Annotated in this window: 17 protein-coding genes and 1 tRNA gene; 6 read left to right on the top strand and 12 right to left on the bottom strand. The window is 66.7% G+C overall.

Annotated features, from left to right (window positions below; all coding sequences use genetic code 11):
* Nucleotides 1-2: 2 nt before the first annotated feature.
* The 5 genes from EJE94_RS05925 to gcvA all read right to left on the bottom strand — a co-directional run bounded on the left by EJE94_RS05925 (nucleotide 3) and on the right by gcvA (nucleotide 2,844).
* Nucleotides 3-383 (bottom strand): HvfA family oxazolone/thioamide-modified RiPP metallophore, encoded by a 381-nt coding sequence (locus EJE94_RS05925; protein ID WP_121243230.1) that lies wholly within the window; start codon nucleotides 381-383, stop codon nucleotides 3-5.
* On the bottom strand, nucleotides 380-592 hold the full coding sequence (locus tag EJE94_RS05920; protein WP_121243229.1) for a zf-HC2 domain-containing protein: 213 nt from the start codon (nucleotides 590-592) through the stop codon (nucleotides 380-382). The genes EJE94_RS05925 and EJE94_RS05920 overlap by 4 nt, the downstream gene beginning before the upstream one ends.
* Nucleotides 592-1,161, bottom strand: coding sequence for a sigma-70 family RNA polymerase sigma factor (locus tag EJE94_RS05915; protein ID WP_121243228.1), 570 nt, complete (start codon nucleotides 1,159-1,161; stop codon nucleotides 592-594). Before EJE94_RS05915 ends, EJE94_RS05920 begins: the two co-directional genes overlap by 1 nt.
* A gap of 184 nt (nucleotides 1,162-1,345) precedes the next feature.
* Nucleotides 1,346-1,732, bottom strand: coding sequence for a hypothetical protein (locus EJE94_RS05910; RefSeq protein ID WP_207855751.1), 387 nt, complete (start codon nucleotides 1,730-1,732; stop codon nucleotides 1,346-1,348).
* Nucleotides 1,733-1,872: 140 nt separating this feature from the next.
* Nucleotides 1,873-2,844, bottom strand: coding sequence for a transcriptional regulator GcvA (gene gcvA, locus EJE94_RS05905; protein ID WP_121243227.1), 972 nt, complete (start codon nucleotides 2,842-2,844; stop codon nucleotides 1,873-1,875).
* A gap of 123 nt (nucleotides 2,845-2,967) precedes the next feature.
* Between gcvA and EJE94_RS05900 the strand changes: the two genes are divergently transcribed.
* Nucleotides 2,968-3,174, top strand: a complete 207-nt coding sequence (locus tag EJE94_RS05900; protein WP_121243226.1) for a hypothetical protein — start codon at nucleotides 2,968-2,970, stop codon at nucleotides 3,172-3,174.
* Between the two features lie 94 nt (nucleotides 3,175-3,268).
* Here the strand turns inward: EJE94_RS05900 and EJE94_RS05895 are convergent, their stop codons facing one another.
* Both EJE94_RS05895 and EJE94_RS05890 read right to left on the bottom strand, forming a co-directional pair.
* The gene (locus EJE94_RS05895) at nucleotides 3,269-4,045 is read right to left on the bottom strand and encodes a LytR/AlgR family response regulator transcription factor (protein ID WP_121243225.1); all 777 of its coding nucleotides are present in this window, start codon (nucleotides 4,043-4,045) and stop codon (nucleotides 3,269-3,271) included.
* Nucleotides 4,042-5,049, bottom strand: coding sequence for a sensor histidine kinase (locus EJE94_RS05890; protein ID WP_121243224.1), 1,008 nt, complete (start codon nucleotides 5,047-5,049; stop codon nucleotides 4,042-4,044). The genes EJE94_RS05895 and EJE94_RS05890 overlap by 4 nt, the downstream gene beginning before the upstream one ends.
* Before the next feature lie 39 nt (nucleotides 5,050-5,088).
* Between EJE94_RS05890 and argH the strand changes: the two genes are divergently transcribed.
* The 5 genes from argH to EJE94_RS05865 are packed head-to-tail and all read left to right on the top strand — an operon-like array spanning nucleotide 5,089 to nucleotide 10,803.
* Complete coding sequence (gene argH / locus EJE94_RS05885; RefSeq protein ID WP_121243223.1) at nucleotides 5,089-6,483, top strand: argininosuccinate lyase; 1,395 nt, start codon at nucleotides 5,089-5,091, stop codon at nucleotides 6,481-6,483.
* Nucleotides 6,483-7,766, top strand: a complete 1,284-nt coding sequence (locus EJE94_RS05880) for a protein kinase domain-containing protein (RefSeq protein WP_121243222.1) — start codon at nucleotides 6,483-6,485, stop codon at nucleotides 7,764-7,766. Before argH ends, EJE94_RS05880 begins: the two co-directional genes overlap by 1 nt.
* A gap of 7 nt (nucleotides 7,767-7,773) precedes the next feature.
* Nucleotides 7,774-9,075 carry a serine/threonine-protein kinase gene (locus tag EJE94_RS05875; RefSeq protein ID WP_121243221.1) on the top strand — a complete coding sequence of 434 codons (1,302 nt, stop codon included), beginning with the start codon at nucleotides 7,774-7,776 and terminating at the stop codon, nucleotides 9,073-9,075.
* Nucleotides 9,033-9,848, top strand: a complete 816-nt coding sequence (locus EJE94_RS05870) for a fructosamine kinase family protein (protein ID WP_121243220.1) — start codon at nucleotides 9,033-9,035, stop codon at nucleotides 9,846-9,848. The genes EJE94_RS05875 and EJE94_RS05870 overlap by 43 nt, the downstream gene beginning before the upstream one ends.
* Before the next feature lie 4 nt (nucleotides 9,849-9,852).
* A complete protein-coding gene (locus tag EJE94_RS05865; protein WP_121243219.1) occupies nucleotides 9,853-10,803 on the top strand; it encodes an MBL fold metallo-hydrolase in 951 nt (316 codons plus the stop codon).
* Nucleotides 10,804-10,823: 20 nt separating this feature from the next.
* Here EJE94_RS05865 and grxD read toward each other — a convergent pair whose 3' ends face one another.
* The 5 genes from grxD to EJE94_RS05840 all read right to left on the bottom strand — a co-directional run bounded on the left by grxD (nucleotide 10,824) and on the right by EJE94_RS05840 (nucleotide 14,810).
* A complete protein-coding gene (gene grxD / locus EJE94_RS05860; protein ID WP_121243218.1) occupies nucleotides 10,824-11,147 on the bottom strand; it encodes a Grx4 family monothiol glutaredoxin in 324 nt (107 codons plus the stop codon).
* A 38-nt stretch (nucleotides 11,148-11,185) separates the two neighbouring features.
* On the bottom strand, nucleotides 11,186-12,058 hold the full coding sequence (gene prmC / locus EJE94_RS05855) for a peptide chain release factor N(5)-glutamine methyltransferase (RefSeq protein ID WP_121243217.1): 873 nt from the start codon (nucleotides 12,056-12,058) through the stop codon (nucleotides 11,186-11,188).
* Between the two features lie 151 nt (nucleotides 12,059-12,209).
* Nucleotides 12,210-13,286, bottom strand: a complete 1,077-nt coding sequence (gene prfA / locus EJE94_RS05850; protein WP_121243216.1) for a peptide chain release factor 1 — start codon at nucleotides 13,284-13,286, stop codon at nucleotides 12,210-12,212.
* A 57-nt stretch (nucleotides 13,287-13,343) separates the two neighbouring features.
* A complete protein-coding gene (hemA, locus tag EJE94_RS05845) occupies nucleotides 13,344-14,597 on the bottom strand; it encodes a glutamyl-tRNA reductase (protein ID WP_121243215.1) in 1,254 nt (417 codons plus the stop codon).
* A gap of 137 nt (nucleotides 14,598-14,734) precedes the next feature.
* Nucleotides 14,735-14,810 (bottom strand) — tRNA-Phe (locus EJE94_RS05840).
* Between the last annotated feature and the right edge of the window lie 62 nt (nucleotides 14,811-14,872).

Genomic DNA, 14,872 nt, shown 5'->3' with positions numbered 1-14,872 from the left:
GCTTACTTCTTCGCGCCGCAGGAGCCGTCCTTGGCCTTGGCCGCGCCGCCGCAGGCACCGTCCTTCTTCTTCTCGGTTGCCATTTTCTCGGCTGTCTTCTTCTCGGCCCCGCAGGAACCGTCCTTGGCCTTGGCCGCATCGCCGCAGGCACCGTCCTTCTTCTTCTCGACGGCCTTCTTCTCGGCGCCGCACTTGCCTTCGCCGCACTTGCCGTCCTTCTTCTTGTCGTCGGCCTTGGCCTGGGCCAGCTGGTAGCCGCCGTCGAGCTTCTGCATGCCGAAGGGGTTGTCGGCGGCATGCACGGCCGGGCTGAGGGCGGCGCCGGCGACGAAGGCCGTACCGAGAGCTGTACTGAGGGCGAGGCTGATGGATTGTTTTTTCATTTTGAGTCTCCTTGCGGGGTTGAGGGTGGCGCTTCATGGTGTTGCCGCCACGCCGAGCTGGCATTGCGGAGAAAGCCCAGATGCTGTTCGGTGGCGCGGCAACCGCGGCAGATCAGCAGGTGCAGGCGCAGCCCGAAACGCTCGACGAGCGAAAGGCGGCGATCCATGCCCTGCGAAATCAGTTCCGTCGCGTCCTTGCATGAAAGCATCAGTGTTCTCCAAACCAGCGTCGGGACAGGCAGTCGCGCAGTCCCAGACGCGCCCGGTGCAGCAGCACCCAGCAATTAGACGAGCTGATTCCCAGTTCCTTACAAATTTCCTCGGACTCCATGCCGAGCAGCTCGCGCATGCCGAAAACGCGGGCCGGGCGCTCGGGCAGCGAGGAGATGCAGATCTCGAACACCTCCCAGAAGCGCTTCTGCTCCAGCGAGGCCGCCGGATCGGACCAGGCCGGGGGCGGGTCGCGCCAGTGGCCGCGCGCATCGAACTGCTCCTCGAACAGGCTCTCCAGCGCCGCCTCGCCCTCATTCCCTGCCAGGGCGACCGGGTCGCGGCCGCGGCGGCGGAATTCGTCGACCAGCTTGTTGCGAAGGATGGCGAAGACCCAGGTCGCCGCGGCCGAGGCGCCCTCGAAGCGCTCGGCATTCTCGGCGGCCGCCAACAGGGCATCCTGCACCGCGTCCTCGGCCGCCGCATCGTCGCGCAACTGCAGGCGGGCGAAACGAACGAGTCGCGGGCGAAGATCGGCAAGCTGCAGGGACAGTTCGTCAGCGGTCATGAGCTATGCAGGAAAAAGTCGGCGCTGGCGGGACGGCGGCTATCGACCCGTTGCCGCCTTTCAGACGCTGGGAAAGCAAAAGCTCAACCTCCTAGGTCGCATCGCCTTGCAATCGGTTAATTGGTGGCATCTTTATCCCAATGTGTTCAGCGCATGTCGGCTATCGCCACCTGCGAACATCTGGTCAGTTAATTGGAGTAATGAGCGGATTTTTACCCCACTGCACCTGCCACGAATTCCCCGAGACCTGGTCGAGGAGAATGAACGTATAGACGTTTTGCGTCGGATAAAGCGTAAACCGTCCTGGTTTGCCATCAGCCACGAGCGGCTTGAGATTGAGCGGTTCAGTGAATCGCTTTTCGGTCTCTATGTTCCACTGAACTTGCGTAATCTGCCCGGTTCGCGTATCGAGCAAAAGAAACATGAACATGTTTTGAGTTCGGAAAAGCCTATACAGTGCAGAAGGGTCTTGCGTCGGTTCAGGAACCGACACTTGCGCTTGCGCGACCCCTCCAAGTGCAAAAAACACCACTGAAATAATCACACACGCTTTGAGCATTTTATTAATCATGATTTCCAAACTCCATTCTGTACACAACGTCTGCTTTTCGGTGCCTCAGCCCACTTCCGCTTCTGGCCGAACTGCGACATCCCCCTCGTGCCTGTTGCTCGGCCGTACCGATACGCCAAAGCACGAAGCCAGCCCTGCGCTCAGCAGTGGGATCTGCAGAACTCTTCCATGGCGGAAGCCTCGGCCAGCAGCCAGCGGCGGAAGGCTTCGACCGCCGGTCGGGCGGAGATCGCTTCCGGGGTCACCAGGTAGTAGGCGTAGTTGTGCTGGACAGATATCTTGAAGGGGGACACGAGTCGTCCCGCCGCGACCTCGGTGGCCGCCAGCGGCCTCGACGCGAGCGCGATGCCCATGCCATCGATGGCAGCTACCAGGGCCAGGCCGGAGTCGCGGAAGTGGGGACCGGCGCTGGCGTCGACGCCAGTCACACCGGCCAGGCGCAGCCACTCTTCCCAGCTCGGGCGGGCCCGCTCGTTGGCGATGGTGTCGTCATGGATCAGGGCGTGGAAGCGGATGTCCGCGGGTTCCCGAAGGGGATGCGGACCTTCCATGAGCCTGGGGCTGCAGACGGCGAAGTAGCCGGAGGACAGGATCCGGTCGACGTGAAGGCCGGCGTAGTCCCCGGTGCCGAAGCAGATGGCGACCTGCGACTCTTCCTCGCGCAAGTCGATGCTGTCGAATATTCGTGCCGCACCTGGCTGCTCGCCGTCGATGGCATTCAGGGAACTGACCAGGTGCAGTTCCACTCCCGGCGCCGCCTGGGAGAACCCCTTCAGGCGCGGCACCAGCCAGCGCGTGGCGAAGGACGGTGGGGCGACGACGATCAGCCTTTCCTGCGCCACCTGCACGCGCGCGCTTTCCACGGCGGCCGCGAAGCATTCGAGCCCCTCGCGCACCTTCGGCAGCATGGCCTCGCCTTCCGGCGTCAGTTCCAGCGATCGCGTCAGCCGGCGAAACAGCGCCAGACCGAGGAAGTCCTCGAGCATCCTGATCTGATGGCTGATCGCGGTCGGCGTGACGGAGAGTTCCTGCGCCGCGTTCTTGAAGCTGAGATGGCGCGCGGCGACCTCGAAGGCGCGCAGGGCATTCAGCGGCGGCAGGCGATAGGTCATGGGTGAGATTTTCTTGTGCGTCGGGTGAAAATTGATCGCTTGTTGCGTCGCACCATTCTGCTTATGGTAGCACCGAGGCCTCAGTAGAGGCGCAGCTTTCCAAATGGAGCGAAGGGGAATGTCATGAAAACCGCTTTCTTCTCGATCAACCTCGTTTTCGCGGTGCTCGGATTGGTGCTCGGCATCGCCACCCTGCTGAGCGTGAGCGGCCTGGGCGCGGCCCATGGCATCGCGGCGCTGGCCGTCGGCCTGGGGGCCCTGCTGCTGGGCGGCATCTGCCTGTGCATGTGCGGCGGCTGCCTGTCCCACCGTCGGCAGCGTCAGGCCTAGATTCGCCGAAAAGTCGGCACCCCAAGGGTACATTCCCGCAAGGGGATTTGCTTCGCGGCACCTGCGGGGCGCGCTGGCGGGACGGCGCGGCGCTTCAGATGCCGAGGAGCGCCTTGACCTGGGCCCACTGGCGGCGGCTGACCACCAGGTGTTCGGGTACGCCCTCGAGCGCCAGTGTCCAATGCAGTTCGGGCGGCTCGCCCTCCGCCCCGGCAACCGGTTCGCGGGCACAGCCGATGACCGCATCGCGCGCGACCAGGCAGTTGCGGTGGATGCGGACGAGGCGCGCGGCGAATTCCTGTTCCAGTTGGGTCAGCGATTCCTCGAGCAGGTATTCGCGTTCGGCGGTGCGCGCCGTCACGTACTTCTGCTCGGCCTTGAAGTAGAGCACATCGGCCACCGGCACCAGCAGCACGCGGCCGCGCTCGGGGCAGCGCAGGTGGCGGCGTCCCTCCGGCGCCAGCTGGCGCAGGGCCGCGTACGGCAGCGACGCCGGGCCGGCTTTCTTCAGCGCGGCGGCGAGTCGCTCGGCGCGCACCGGCTTCAGCAGATAGTCGATGGCATTGAGCTCGAAGGCCTTGACGGCGTACTGGTCGTAGGCCGTGGCGAAGATCACTGCCGGCGGCTGCGGCAGGCGGGCCAGGTGCTGCGCCAGTTCGATGCCATCCATGCGCGGCATGCGGATGTCGATCAGCGCGATGTCGATGGCGCCGGGCGCAAGCGCCTCGATGCGCTCGAGCGCCGCGATGCCGTCACCGGCCTCGGCCACCACCTCGGTCGGCAGCTCGGCGGCGATGTCGCCGAGCAGGTCGCGCAGGCGGGCGCGGGCGGGTACCTCGTCATCGACGAGCAGGAGACGGAGGGGATTCATTGCCGGCGATTGGGGATGATGATGTGCACGGTGTAGCGGCCGTCGCGCTCGGCGATCTCGAGGCGCGCTTCCAGATCGTAATACAACATCAGCCGCTCGCGGATGTTGGCCAGCGCCATGCGGTTGCCGCGCTGATGGTCGCCGCCGGCGACGAGCGGATTGGATATCTCGACGATCATGCGCCCGTCCTTTCCCGGGTCGCCGGCCATGCGCACCAGCAGCTCGCCCGGATGCTCGGCCGGCTCGATGCCGTGGTAGACGGCATTCTCGAGCAGCGGCTGCAGCATCAGCGGCGGCACCAGCGTATCGACCGGACAGGAGTCGATCTCCCAGCGCACCTGCAGGCGTTCGCCGAGACGCAGCTTCTCCAGGTCGAGGTATTGCCGCGCCAGCGCCAGTTCGTCGGACAGCGGCACCAGCTCGCGGTTGTCGCGCATCAGGGCGCGGAACAGATCGGCCATTCCCTCGAGGGCACGCTCGGCGCGGCGCGGGTCGCTGCGCAGCACGCCGAGCACGGCATTGATCGAGTTGAACAGGAAGTGCGGGCGGATGCGGGAGGTCAGCGCCAGCAGCCGCGCCTCGGCCAGCGCCGGCAACTGGGCGCGGGCGCGCAGGTCGAAGTAGCCGAGCAGCAGCAGCGTGCCCAGCCCCGCCCAGGTCAGGGCACGCCAGAGCTGGCTGCCGCCGAGGGTCATGAACAGCGCGTGGAACAGCGCCGTCAGCGCCAGCACGATCGCGAGGACGACTGCCGCTGCCGCGCGCGGGTCGAGGCGCATCAGGAAGCGCTGCGCCACGCACAGCGCCAGCAGACTGGCCAGCACGACGGGTTCGAGCAGCGCCGCCAGCGCCATGAATTCCCCCAGCAGGCTGCTTGCCGCGGCGCGGGCGAAGGCGACCGCCAGCCCGCCGAGGTTGACGGCGAGCAACACCCGCAGCCAGATGCCGAGGTTGCAACAGTCAGGCAGGCGGGGGAACGGCCCGTTTTCCCGTATACTTTCGCTCACGAAGTCTCAGAAACCCACTGAATTTCCGGAATTTTCATTATGTCAGAGTCAGCCGGCACGTCCACCACGTCGACCTGGTCCGGCCGTTTCACCGAACCGGTCTCGGAGTTGGTCAAACGCTACACGGCATCGGTCTTCTTCGACCGCCGCATGGCGCTGCAGGACATCCGCGGCTCGCTCGCCCACGCCAGGATGCTGGCGCAGCAGAACATCATCGCAGCCGCCGACCTCGCCGCCATCGAGCGGGGCATGGAGCGGATCCGCGGCGAGATCGAGCGCGGTGAATTCAACTGGAACCTCGACGACGAGGATGTCCATCTAAACATCGAGAAGCGCCTGACCGCCCTGGTCGGCGATGCCGGCAAGCGCCTGCACACCGGCCGCTCGCGCAACGACCAGGTCGCCACCGACATCCGCCTGTGGCTGCGCGACACCATCGACGCCATCGACGGCCTGCTGGCCGACTTCATCCGCGCGCTCATCGACACCGCCGAGCAGCACGCCGCGACGCCACTGCCCGGCTTCACCCACCTGCAGGTGGCGCAGCCGATCACCTTCGGCCACCACCTGCTCGCCTACGTCGAGATGATGCGCCGCGACCGCGAACGCTTCGCCGACTGCCGCCGCCGCACCAATCGCCTGCCGCTGGGCGCCGCCGCGCTGGCCGGCACCACCTTCCCCATCGACCGGGAGTTCGTGGCCGAGCAGCTCGGCTTCGAAGCCGTCTGCGAGAACTCGCTCGACGCGGTGTCGGACCGCGACTTCGCCATCGAGTTCACCGCCGCCGCTTCGCTGGTGATGGTGCACCTGTCGCGGCTGTCGGAGGAACTGATCCTCTGGATGAGCCCGCGCGTCGGTTTCATCGACCTCGCCGATCGTTTCACCACCGGCTCGTCGATCATGCCGCAGAAGAAGAACCCGGACGTGCCGGAACTCGCGCGCGGCAAGAGCGGCCGCGTCTTCGGCCACCTGATGGGGCTCTTGACGCTGATGAAGGGCCAGCCGCTGGCCTACAACAAGGACAACCAGGAAGACAAGGAACCGCTATTCGACACGGCCGACACGCTGATCGACACCCTGCGCGTCTTCGCCGAGATGGTGCCGGGCATCAAGGTCAAGCCGGAGGCGATGCGCGCCGCGCTGAAGCAGGGCTACGCCACCGCCACCGACCTCGCCGACTACCTGGTAAAGAAGGGCCTGCCCTTCCGCGATGCCCACGAGGCCGTGGCGCGCGCGGTGCAGGCAGCGGAGAAGCGCGGCTGTGACCTCGCCGACCTGACGCTGGCCGAGTTGCAGGCCTTTTCAAAGCTGATCGGCGAGGAGGTCTTCGCCGTGCTCACCGTCGAGGGCTCGCTGGCCGCACGCGACCACATCGGCGGCACCGCGCCGGTGCAGGTGCGCGCCGCGATCGCACGCCTGCGCAAAAGTCTGTGATGGACAAGCTCGGCAAGTACGAGATCATCAAGAAACTCGGCGAGGGCGCCACGGCGACGGTGTTCCTCGGCCACGACCCGTTCACCGGTCGCGACGTCGCGATCAAGGCGGTGCGCGCCTCGGTGTTCGCCGACGGCGAGGGCGGCAAGATTTCCAGGAACCTGTTCATCACCGAGGCCTCGCTCGCCGGCAAGCTGGTGCATCCGCACATCGTGCAGATCTTCGATGCGGTGGCAGACTCCGACCCCAGCTACATCGTCATGGAATACGTGGCGGGCGGCACGCTCGAGCGCTTTACCAAGCCCGAGTCGCTGCTGCCGGTGCCGGACGTGGTGGAGATGATCTTCAAGTGCTCGCGCGCGCTCGACTTCGCCCACCGCCTCGGCGTCATCCACCGCGACCTCAAGCCCGCCAACATCCTTCATGCCGAGGGCACCGACGTCAAGATTTCCGACTTCGGCGCGGCGCTGACCATCTCCTCGGACCAGACCCAGGTCTCGGGCATCGGCTCGCCGGCCTACATGTCGCCGCAGCAGGTGATGGAGCATCCGCTCAACCACCAGAGCGACATCTTCTCCCTCGGCGTCGTCTTCTACCAGCTGCTGACCGGCCACCTGCCCTTCCTCGGCACCAACAACTTCAGCCTGGTCTACCAGATCACCCACGGCGACCCGATCCCGCCGACGCAGGTGCGCCCCGACCTGCCGCCCTGCCTCGACGCCATCGTCATGAAGGCGCTGGAGAAGGATCTCGAAAAGCGCTATCCGACCTGGGACGCCTTCTCCTTCGAGCTGGCCGAGGCCTTCCGCAACGAGGGCATGGCGGCGTTGCGCGACGCCCGCGTCGGCGATTCCGACAAGTTCAACCTGCTGCGCGGACTCGCCTTCTTCCGCGACTTCTCCGACGTCGCGATCTGGGAAGTGCTGCGCCTGTCGAAGTGGCGGCGGCTGAATCAGGGCGACGCCCTGATGCGCGAAGGCGAGCCCGGCGATCACTTCTGCGTGCTGGCCGAGGGCGAGGTGAAGGTCACGAAGCAGAACAAGCTGCTCAACATCCTCTCGGCCGGTGAATGTTTCGGCGAAATGGCCTACCTCAATCCCGAGCGCGGCGCCCGCTCGGCCGACGTCACCGCCATGGGCGAGGGCCTGGTCATCGTCGTCGGCACCGAAGCCCTGACGCAGGCCAACCAGGCCACCCGCCACGAGTTCGACCGCGCCTTCCTGCGCATCCTGGTCGATCGCCTCGACATGGCCAACACGCGACTGACGTCGCTGGCGATGTGAGCGACGCATGAGCATCGAACGCATCGGCAAATACGAGATCCGCGGCAAGCTGGGCGAGGGCGCGACCTCCACCGTCTACCTCGGCTACGACTCCTTCGCCAATCGCGAAGTGGCGATCAAGCTCATCTTCGCCGACGTCCTCAAGGATCGGGAGAAGGGCAAGGTCTATCGCCACCTCCTGATCAACGAGGCCTCGCTCGCCGGCAAGCTGTTCCACCCGCACATCGTGCAGATCTTCGACGCGGTGATGGCCGAGGAAGGCAGCGACGAGCACAGCTACATCGTCATGGAGTACGTCGCCGGCGGCACCCTCGAGCAGTTCTGCCGCGCCGACAACCTGCTGCCGGTGGAGCGCCTGGTCGAGATCATCTTCAAATGCACCCGCGCGCTCGACTACGCCTTCCGCATGGGCATCACCCACCGTGACATCAAGCCGGCCAACATCCTGCTCTCCGGCACGGGCGGCGACATCAAGATTTCCGATTTCGGCGCGGCGATCCAGAGCACCGGCGACGAGACGCGCACCCAGGTTTCGGGCGTCGGCTCGCCGGCCTACATGTCGCCGCAGCAGGTGCGCGAGATGCCGCTCACCCACCAGACCGACATCTATTCGCTCGGCGTGGTGATGTACCAGTTGCTCACCGGGCGGCTGCCGTTCAACGCCAACAACAACTTCGGCATGATCTACGCGATCTGTAACTCGGACGCACCGCCGCCCTCGACCTTCCGCGCCGATCTGCCGCCCAGCCTCGACGCCATCGTCGCCCGCGCCATGCAGAAGGAACTCGACGCCCGCTATGCCACCTGGGAGGAGTTCGCCCACGACCTGGCGCAGTCCTTCCGCAACCAGCAGATCGCCTCGCGCCAGAGCATGTTCCCCGACTCGGAGAAATTCGAGTCGCTGCGCGCCATCGAGTTCTTCCACGACTTCTCCGACGTCGAGATCTGGGAAGTCGTGCGTTTCTCGCGCTGGGAGGAAGTCGCGCCGGAAACGCTGGTGATGAAGGACGGCGAGCACGGCGACTCCTTCTGCTTCCTGCTCGAGGGCGAGCTGCGCGTCGTGAAGAAGGGCCGCGTCCTCAACGTGCTCTCTCCCGGCGAGGTGTTCGGCGAAATGGCGGTGGTCGGCGGCGGCCATCACGTGCGCGGCGCCGACGTCATCGCCCAGACCACCGCGCGCGTCGTCACCATCGCCGGCCAGGCACTGCGCCACGCCTCGGAGGCGACGCGCATGCACTTCTACCAGTCCTTCCTCCGGGTCATGGCATCGCGACTGTCGATCGCCAACGCACGGCTGGCCTCGAACTGAACGCCCTCCTCCAACGCGCCTTCGTCAAGACCGCCGACGCAGCGGACCTGCCGCGGTTCGAGGCCGAGGTCGCCGGGCTCGCGGCGCTGCGCGAGACCGGCACGGTCCGCGTTCCCGCAGTCGGCCGCCATGGCCACGCCGACGGCCAGGCCTTCCTCGAACTCGAATACCTCGAATTGCGTTCGCTCGATCGGACCGCCGGCGCGACGCTCGGCCGGCAGCTGGCCGCGCTGCATCGCCATGCCGGCGAACGCTTCGGCTGGCCCACCGACAACTTCATCGGCCTCGGAGCGCAACCGAACGGCTGGATGGACAGCTGGCCGCGCTTCTTCGCCGAGCGGCGGCTGCGGCCGCAGCTGGCGCTGGCGCGCAGCAAGGGCGCGGACCGACTGACGCTGCAGGACGGCGAGGAGCTTTGCGAGAAGGTCGCCGCCTTTTTCGTCGATGGCCATCCCGTGCCGAGCCTGCTCCACGGCGACTTCTGGGGCGGCAACGCCGGCATGCTGCCCGATGGCACGCCCGTGGTCTTCGACCCCGCCTGCTATCACGGTGACCGCGAGGCCGACATCGCCATGGCGGAACTGTTCGGCGGCTTCCCCGAGTCCTTCTACGCCGCCTACCGCGAGGCCTGGCCGCTGGATTCCGGCTACGAGGCGCGCAAGACGCTCTACAACCTCTACCATATCCTCAACCACTTCAACATCTTCGGCGCCGGCTACCTGGGTCAGGCCAAGCGCATGATCGCGCGGCTGCTGGCGGAACTGCGGGGGTGAAACGATGCATCTGATCGACTACCACAACGGCATCCATGCCTTCGATGCCGGCTACGTGCGGCACATGCTGGCAGCCATCCACCTCGTCGTGGACGACGGCCGCGCCGCCTTCGTCGACACCGGCAGCAACGCCAGCCTGCCGCACGCTCAGGCGGCACTCGCTGCGCTCGGCCTGACGGCGGACGCGGTCGATTACGTCATCCTCACCCACATCCACCTCGACCACGCAGGCGGCGCCGGTGCGATGATGCGGACCTTTCCCGGGGCCAGGCTGGTGGTGCATCCGCGCGGCGCACGCCACATGATCGATCCGGCCAGGTTGATGGCGGCAACGGAGGAAGTCTATGGCCGCGAGACGGCACGCGCGCTCTACGGCGAGCTGCTGCCGGTCGCGGCCGAACGGATCATCGAGGCCACCGAAGGCACGACCATCAAGCTCGGCCACCGCGAACTCGTCTGCCACGACAGCCCCGGCCATGCCAAGCATCACGTGTTCATCCACGACCGCGCCGCCAAGGGCATCTTCACCGGCGACACCTTCGGCATCAGCTACCGCGAGCTCGACGTAGACGGCCGCGCCTTCGTCTTTCCCTCGGCGACGCCGGTGCAGTTCGACCCGGTCGACATGCGCGATTCGGTCGAGCGCATGATGGCGCTCGAACCCGAGGCGGTCTACCTCACGCATTTCAGCCGCCTCGGTTCGCCGCGGCCGCTGGCCGCGCAGATGTTGCGTCGCATGGACGATTGCGTGAAGCTCACCCTGGCCGCCGTCAAGGCGGCAGCCGGCGCTGATCCGGTGCCGACGATCCGCACTGCGCTTGCTGGCTACCTGCTAGAGGAAGCGCGCGCCCACGGCGTCGCGCTGGCGGAAGAGGAGATTCTGGAATTGTGGCGCCTCGACCTCGACCTCGACGCCCAGGGGCTCGCGGTCTGGGCGACCGCGGCCGCAAAGTGATCAGCGGCTGATCAAGCGGATCAGGCCGCCTTTGCGATGCCCTCGAGCTTCTGCTGCAGTTCGCCGGCCTGGTACATCTCCATCATGATGTCGCTGCCGCCGATGAACTCGCCGTTGATGAACAGCTGCGGAATCGTCGGCCAGTTGGCGTAGTCCTTGATGCCCGTGCGGATCTCGGGCTCGGTCAGGACATTGACGGTGGCGAACTTGTCGACGCCGCAGGCCTTGAGGATCTGCACGGCCTTGGCCGAAAAGCCGCACTGCGGGAACTGCGGCGTGCCCTTCATGAACAGCACCACGGGGTTGCCGGTCACGGTCTGGTGAATCTTTTCTTTGACGTCCATCGGGGGAACTCCGAATAGTTGATTGAAATTGTCAGGTACTAGTTTAGCGCTTCCTGATATTTCGTCAAGCGCCCGCCCGATACGCGGACGATGCCGGCCAGGTCGCGATGCTGCTCGATGTCGGCGAAGCCGGCGGCGGCGAGCAGTTCGCGCATGGCGTCGGCCTGGTCGTAGCCGTGTTCGAGCAGCAGCCAGCCGCCGGCCTCGAGATGGCGCGATGCGTCGGCAACGATGCGGCGGATCGCGTCGAGGCCGTCGGCACCGCAAGCCAGCGCCGACGGCGGCTCGAAGCGCAAGTCGCCCTCGCTCAGGTGCGGATCGCCGGCGGCGACGTACGGCGGATTGGAGACGATGAGGTCGAAACGCCGGCCGCCGAAGCAGGCCAGCCAGTCGCTCTCGACGAAGCTCACATCGGCGCCGAGCAGCGTGGCGTTGGCACGGGCGACCGCCAGCGCCGCGGCGGAAATGTCGGCGGCGGAGACACGTGCTTGCGGCAGTTCCAGCGCCAGCGTGATGGCGACGCAGCCGCTGCCGGTGCCGAGATCGAGCAGACTCGCCGTATCGCCAGCGCGCCCCGCAGGAAGTACCCCTGGGGTGCCGACTATTTTCTGTCCGATTTCGACCAGCAGTTCGGTCTCGGGCCGCGGTATCAGCACGTCGGGCGTCACCGAAAACTCGCGGCCGTAGAACTCGCGGAAGCCCAGCAGGTAGGCCACCGGCTCGCCGCAGGCGCGGCGCTCGACCAGCGCGGCGAAGGCTTCCGCCGCGCTGCGCGGCAGGAGATCGTCGCGGTGCGCCTCGAGCCAAGCGGCGCTTGCGCCGAGCGCATGGCGCAGCAGCAGCCGTGCCTCGACGATGGGGATGGACTGGCGCGCGGCCGCCAGCGCGCCGGCTACGGTTGCCGCGCTCATGGCAGTCTCGCCGCCGGGCCGCCCCAAGGCGAGACGGCGTGTTCGCGAAGCGAACATCCGCTGCACCGTCGCCACGTAGCGCCCCGTAATGGTCGAGCGCAGCGAGCAAGGAGGCTCCCCGCCTTGAGGCGGGGCCGGGGGTGGTGGGCCATTACTCAGCGAGCTGCGCAAGCAGCTCGGCCTGATGCTCGGCCGTCAGCGCGCCGATCAACTCGTCGAGGTCGCCCTCCATCACCATCGCCAGCTTGTAGAGCGTGAGGTTGATGCGGTGGTCGGTGACGCGGCCCTGCGGAAAATTGTAGGTGCGGATGCGCTCGGAGCGGTCGCCGCTGCCGACCAGCGACTTGCGCGTCGAGGCGATCTTCTGCGCCTGCTCGCGCTCCTGCATGTCAGCCAGGCGCGCCGCGAGCACGCTCATGGCCTGTGCCTTGTTGCGATGCTGCGAACGGTCGTCCTGGCACTCGACGACGAGGCCCGAGGGAATGTGGGTGATGCGCACGGCCGAGTCGGTCTTGTTGATGTGCTGGCCGCCGGCGCCGGAGGCGCGGAAGGTGTCGATGCGCAGGTCGGCGGGATTGATCTGGATGGCGACGAGTTCGTCGGCCTCGGGCATCACCGCCACGGTGCAGGCGGAGGTGTGGATGCGCCCCTGCGCCTCGGTCGCCGGAACGCGCTGGACGCGATGGCCGCCCGACTCGAACTTGAGCTTCGAATAGGCGCCCTGCCCCTCGACGCGGCAGATCACCTCGCGGTAGCCGCCGAGGTCGGACTCGTTCTGCGACACCACCTCGACCTTCCAGCGCTGGCGCTCGGCGTAGCGCGAATACATGCGGAACAGGTCGCCGGCGAACAGGGCCGATTCGTCGCCGCCGGTGCCGGCGCGGATCTCGAGGAAGATGTTCTTGTCGTCGTTGGGATCCTTCGGCAGCAGCAGCTTCTGCAGCTCGAGTTCGATCGCCGGCAGGCGCTCCTGGGCGGCGGCGATCTCCTCCTGCGCCATGGCCTTCATCTCGGGGTCGGCCAGCCAGCCCTCGGCCTCGGCCAGGTCGCCCTCCGCCTGCAGGAAGCGGCGATAGAGCGCCACCACCGGCTCGACCTCCGCGCGCTCGCGCGAGAGCTTGCGGAACTTGTCCATGTCGCGCGCCGCCGACTCTTCGGCCAGCAGGCCGTCGACCTCGTCGAGGCGGGCGGCGAGTTGTTCGAGTTTGCTGCGGATGGAAGGCTTCATGGCAATGGAACAGCCGCGCGGCCGCGCCGTGGTGGCGACGGCCGCGATTGCGGTCAGCTAGTTGTCGGAATGGAGGCGGTAGATGCGGGAGAGCAGCTGCGCCACCTCGGCGCGCTCCTCGCCCTCGGCCTGGTTGAGCGCCTGGGTCGGCGGATGCACCAGCTTGTTGGTGAGTCCGTGCGACAGCGCTTCCAGCACCGCGGCCGGATCGTCGCCGCGGCGGATCATCTTGAGTGCATGCTCGACTTCGTGGCGGCGCGTGCGCTCGGCGGCATCGCGCAGCGCCCGGATGGTCGGCACCACCTCGCGCGTATCCATCCAGTGCAGGAAATTCTGCACCCGGTCGTCGATGATGGACTCGGCCTCGACCACGGCGGCCTGGCGCGATTCCATGCCCTGCTCGACGAGCTGGCCGAGGTCGTCGAGCGTGTAGAGGAAGACGTCGTCGAGGTCGCCGACCTCTGCCTCGATGTCGCGCGGAACGGCCAGGTCGACCATCACCATCGGCCGGTGGCGCCGCGCCTTGAGCGCGCGCTCGACCATGCCGAGGCCGACGATGGGCAACTGGCTCGCCGTGCAGGAGACGACGATGTCGTATTCGGCCAGGCGCTCGGAAAGCTCGTCGAGGCGCATGGCATCGCCGTTGAAGCGCTCGGCCAGCGCCTGCGCGCGCTCCAGCGTGCGGTTGGCCACCGTCAGCCGCTTGGGATTCTCGCCGGCGAAATGCGCGGCGCACAGCTCGATCATTTCGCCGGCGCCGATGAACAGCACCTTCTGCCCGGCGATGCTCTCGAAAATGCGGGCCGACAGGTGCACCGAGGCGGCGGCCATCGAGACGATGTTGGCGCCGATGGCGGTGGTCGAGCGCACTTCCTTGGCCACGGAAAAAGTGCGCTGGAACAGCTTGGACAGCAGCGTGCCGAGCGTGCCCGCTTCCTCGGCGGCGCGCGCCGCCTGCTTCATCTGGCCGAGGATCTGCGGCTCGCCCAGCACCATCGAGTCGAGGCCGGAGGCGACGCGGAACATGTGGCGCACGGCATCCTTCTGCGGATGGGTGTAGAGGTAGGGTTCGATCCGTGACGGCGGCAGGGCATGGTACTCGGCCAGCCAGTCGGCGGCGGCACAGGCCTGGTCGGCGGCGCAGTAGAGTTCGGTCCGGTTGCAGGTCGACAGGATGGCCGCCTCGCGCACCGGCTTGGCCCGCAGCAAATCATGCAATGCCTGCTGCAGCCGCACGGGGTCGAACGCCAACTGCTCGCGCATGGCGAGCGGCGCCGTGTGGTGATTGATGCCGAGGGCGAAAAGCTGCATGGGCGGTGCCGAAAACTCCTTACGGCTCAATTATATCGGCGAAGCAGGACCTGAACTTGCCTGCCGTCAAGCAGTATGCGCGCATCGCGCGGAAGGACAAAAGGAAACGGCCCTCCAGTGGAGGGCCGTTCGGATGCTGGTGGCCAGTCTCGGAATCGAACCAAGGACACGCGGATTTTCAATCCGCTGCTCTACCAACTGAGCTAACTGGCCAAAGAGGCGCGAATTATAGCCAAAGCGGCACGCTCCCCGCAAGAAAAAACCCCGGGCGGACC

This window comes from Sulfurisoma sediminicola (genome assembly GCF_003865015.1).
Lineage (GTDB): Bacteria > Pseudomonadota > Gammaproteobacteria > Burkholderiales > Rhodocyclaceae > Sulfurisoma > Sulfurisoma sediminicola.
Note: the sequence above shows the minus strand (reverse complement) of the source record. Positions and strands in the feature narration are given on the sequence as shown.

Coding starts and splice junctions, on each gene's coding strand:
- EJE94_RS05920 (WP_121243229.1), bottom strand. CDS start 592: ATGCTTTCATGCAAGGACGCGACGGAACTGATTTCGCAGGGCATGGAT.
- EJE94_RS05895 (WP_121243225.1), bottom strand. CDS start 4,045: ATGAATCCCCTCCGTCTCCTGCTCGTCGATGACGAGGTACCCGCCCGC.
- EJE94_RS05925 (WP_121243230.1), bottom strand. CDS start 383: ATGAAAAAACAATCCATCAGCCTCGCCCTCAGTACAGCTCTCGGTACG.
- prmC (WP_121243217.1), bottom strand. CDS start 12,058: ATGAGCGCGGCAACCGTAGCCGGCGCGCTGGCGGCCGCGCGCCAGTCC.
- EJE94_RS05875 (WP_121243221.1), top strand. CDS start 7,774: ATGAGCATCGAACGCATCGGCAAATACGAGATCCGCGGCAAGCTGGGC.
- EJE94_RS05910 (WP_207855751.1), bottom strand. CDS start 1,732: ATGATTAATAAAATGCTCAAAGCGTGTGTGATTATTTCAGTGGTGTTT.
- grxD (WP_121243218.1), bottom strand. CDS start 11,147: ATGGACGTCAAAGAAAAGATTCACCAGACCGTGACCGGCAACCCCGTG.
- gcvA (WP_121243227.1), bottom strand. CDS start 2,844: ATGACCTATCGCCTGCCGCCGCTGAATGCCCTGCGCGCCTTCGAGGTC.
- argH (WP_121243223.1), top strand. CDS start 5,089: ATGTCAGAGTCAGCCGGCACGTCCACCACGTCGACCTGGTCCGGCCGT.
- EJE94_RS05865 (WP_121243219.1), top strand. CDS start 9,853: ATGCATCTGATCGACTACCACAACGGCATCCATGCCTTCGATGCCGGC.
- EJE94_RS05915 (WP_121243228.1), bottom strand. CDS start 1,161: ATGACCGCTGACGAACTGTCCCTGCAGCTTGCCGATCTTCGCCCGCGA.
- EJE94_RS05880 (WP_121243222.1), top strand. CDS start 6,483: ATGGACAAGCTCGGCAAGTACGAGATCATCAAGAAACTCGGCGAGGGC.
- prfA (WP_121243216.1), bottom strand. CDS start 13,286: ATGAAGCCTTCCATCCGCAGCAAACTCGAACAACTCGCCGCCCGCCTC.
- hemA (WP_121243215.1), bottom strand. CDS start 14,597: ATGCAGCTTTTCGCCCTCGGCATCAATCACCACACGGCGCCGCTCGCC.
- EJE94_RS05900 (WP_121243226.1), top strand. CDS start 2,968: ATGAAAACCGCTTTCTTCTCGATCAACCTCGTTTTCGCGGTGCTCGGA.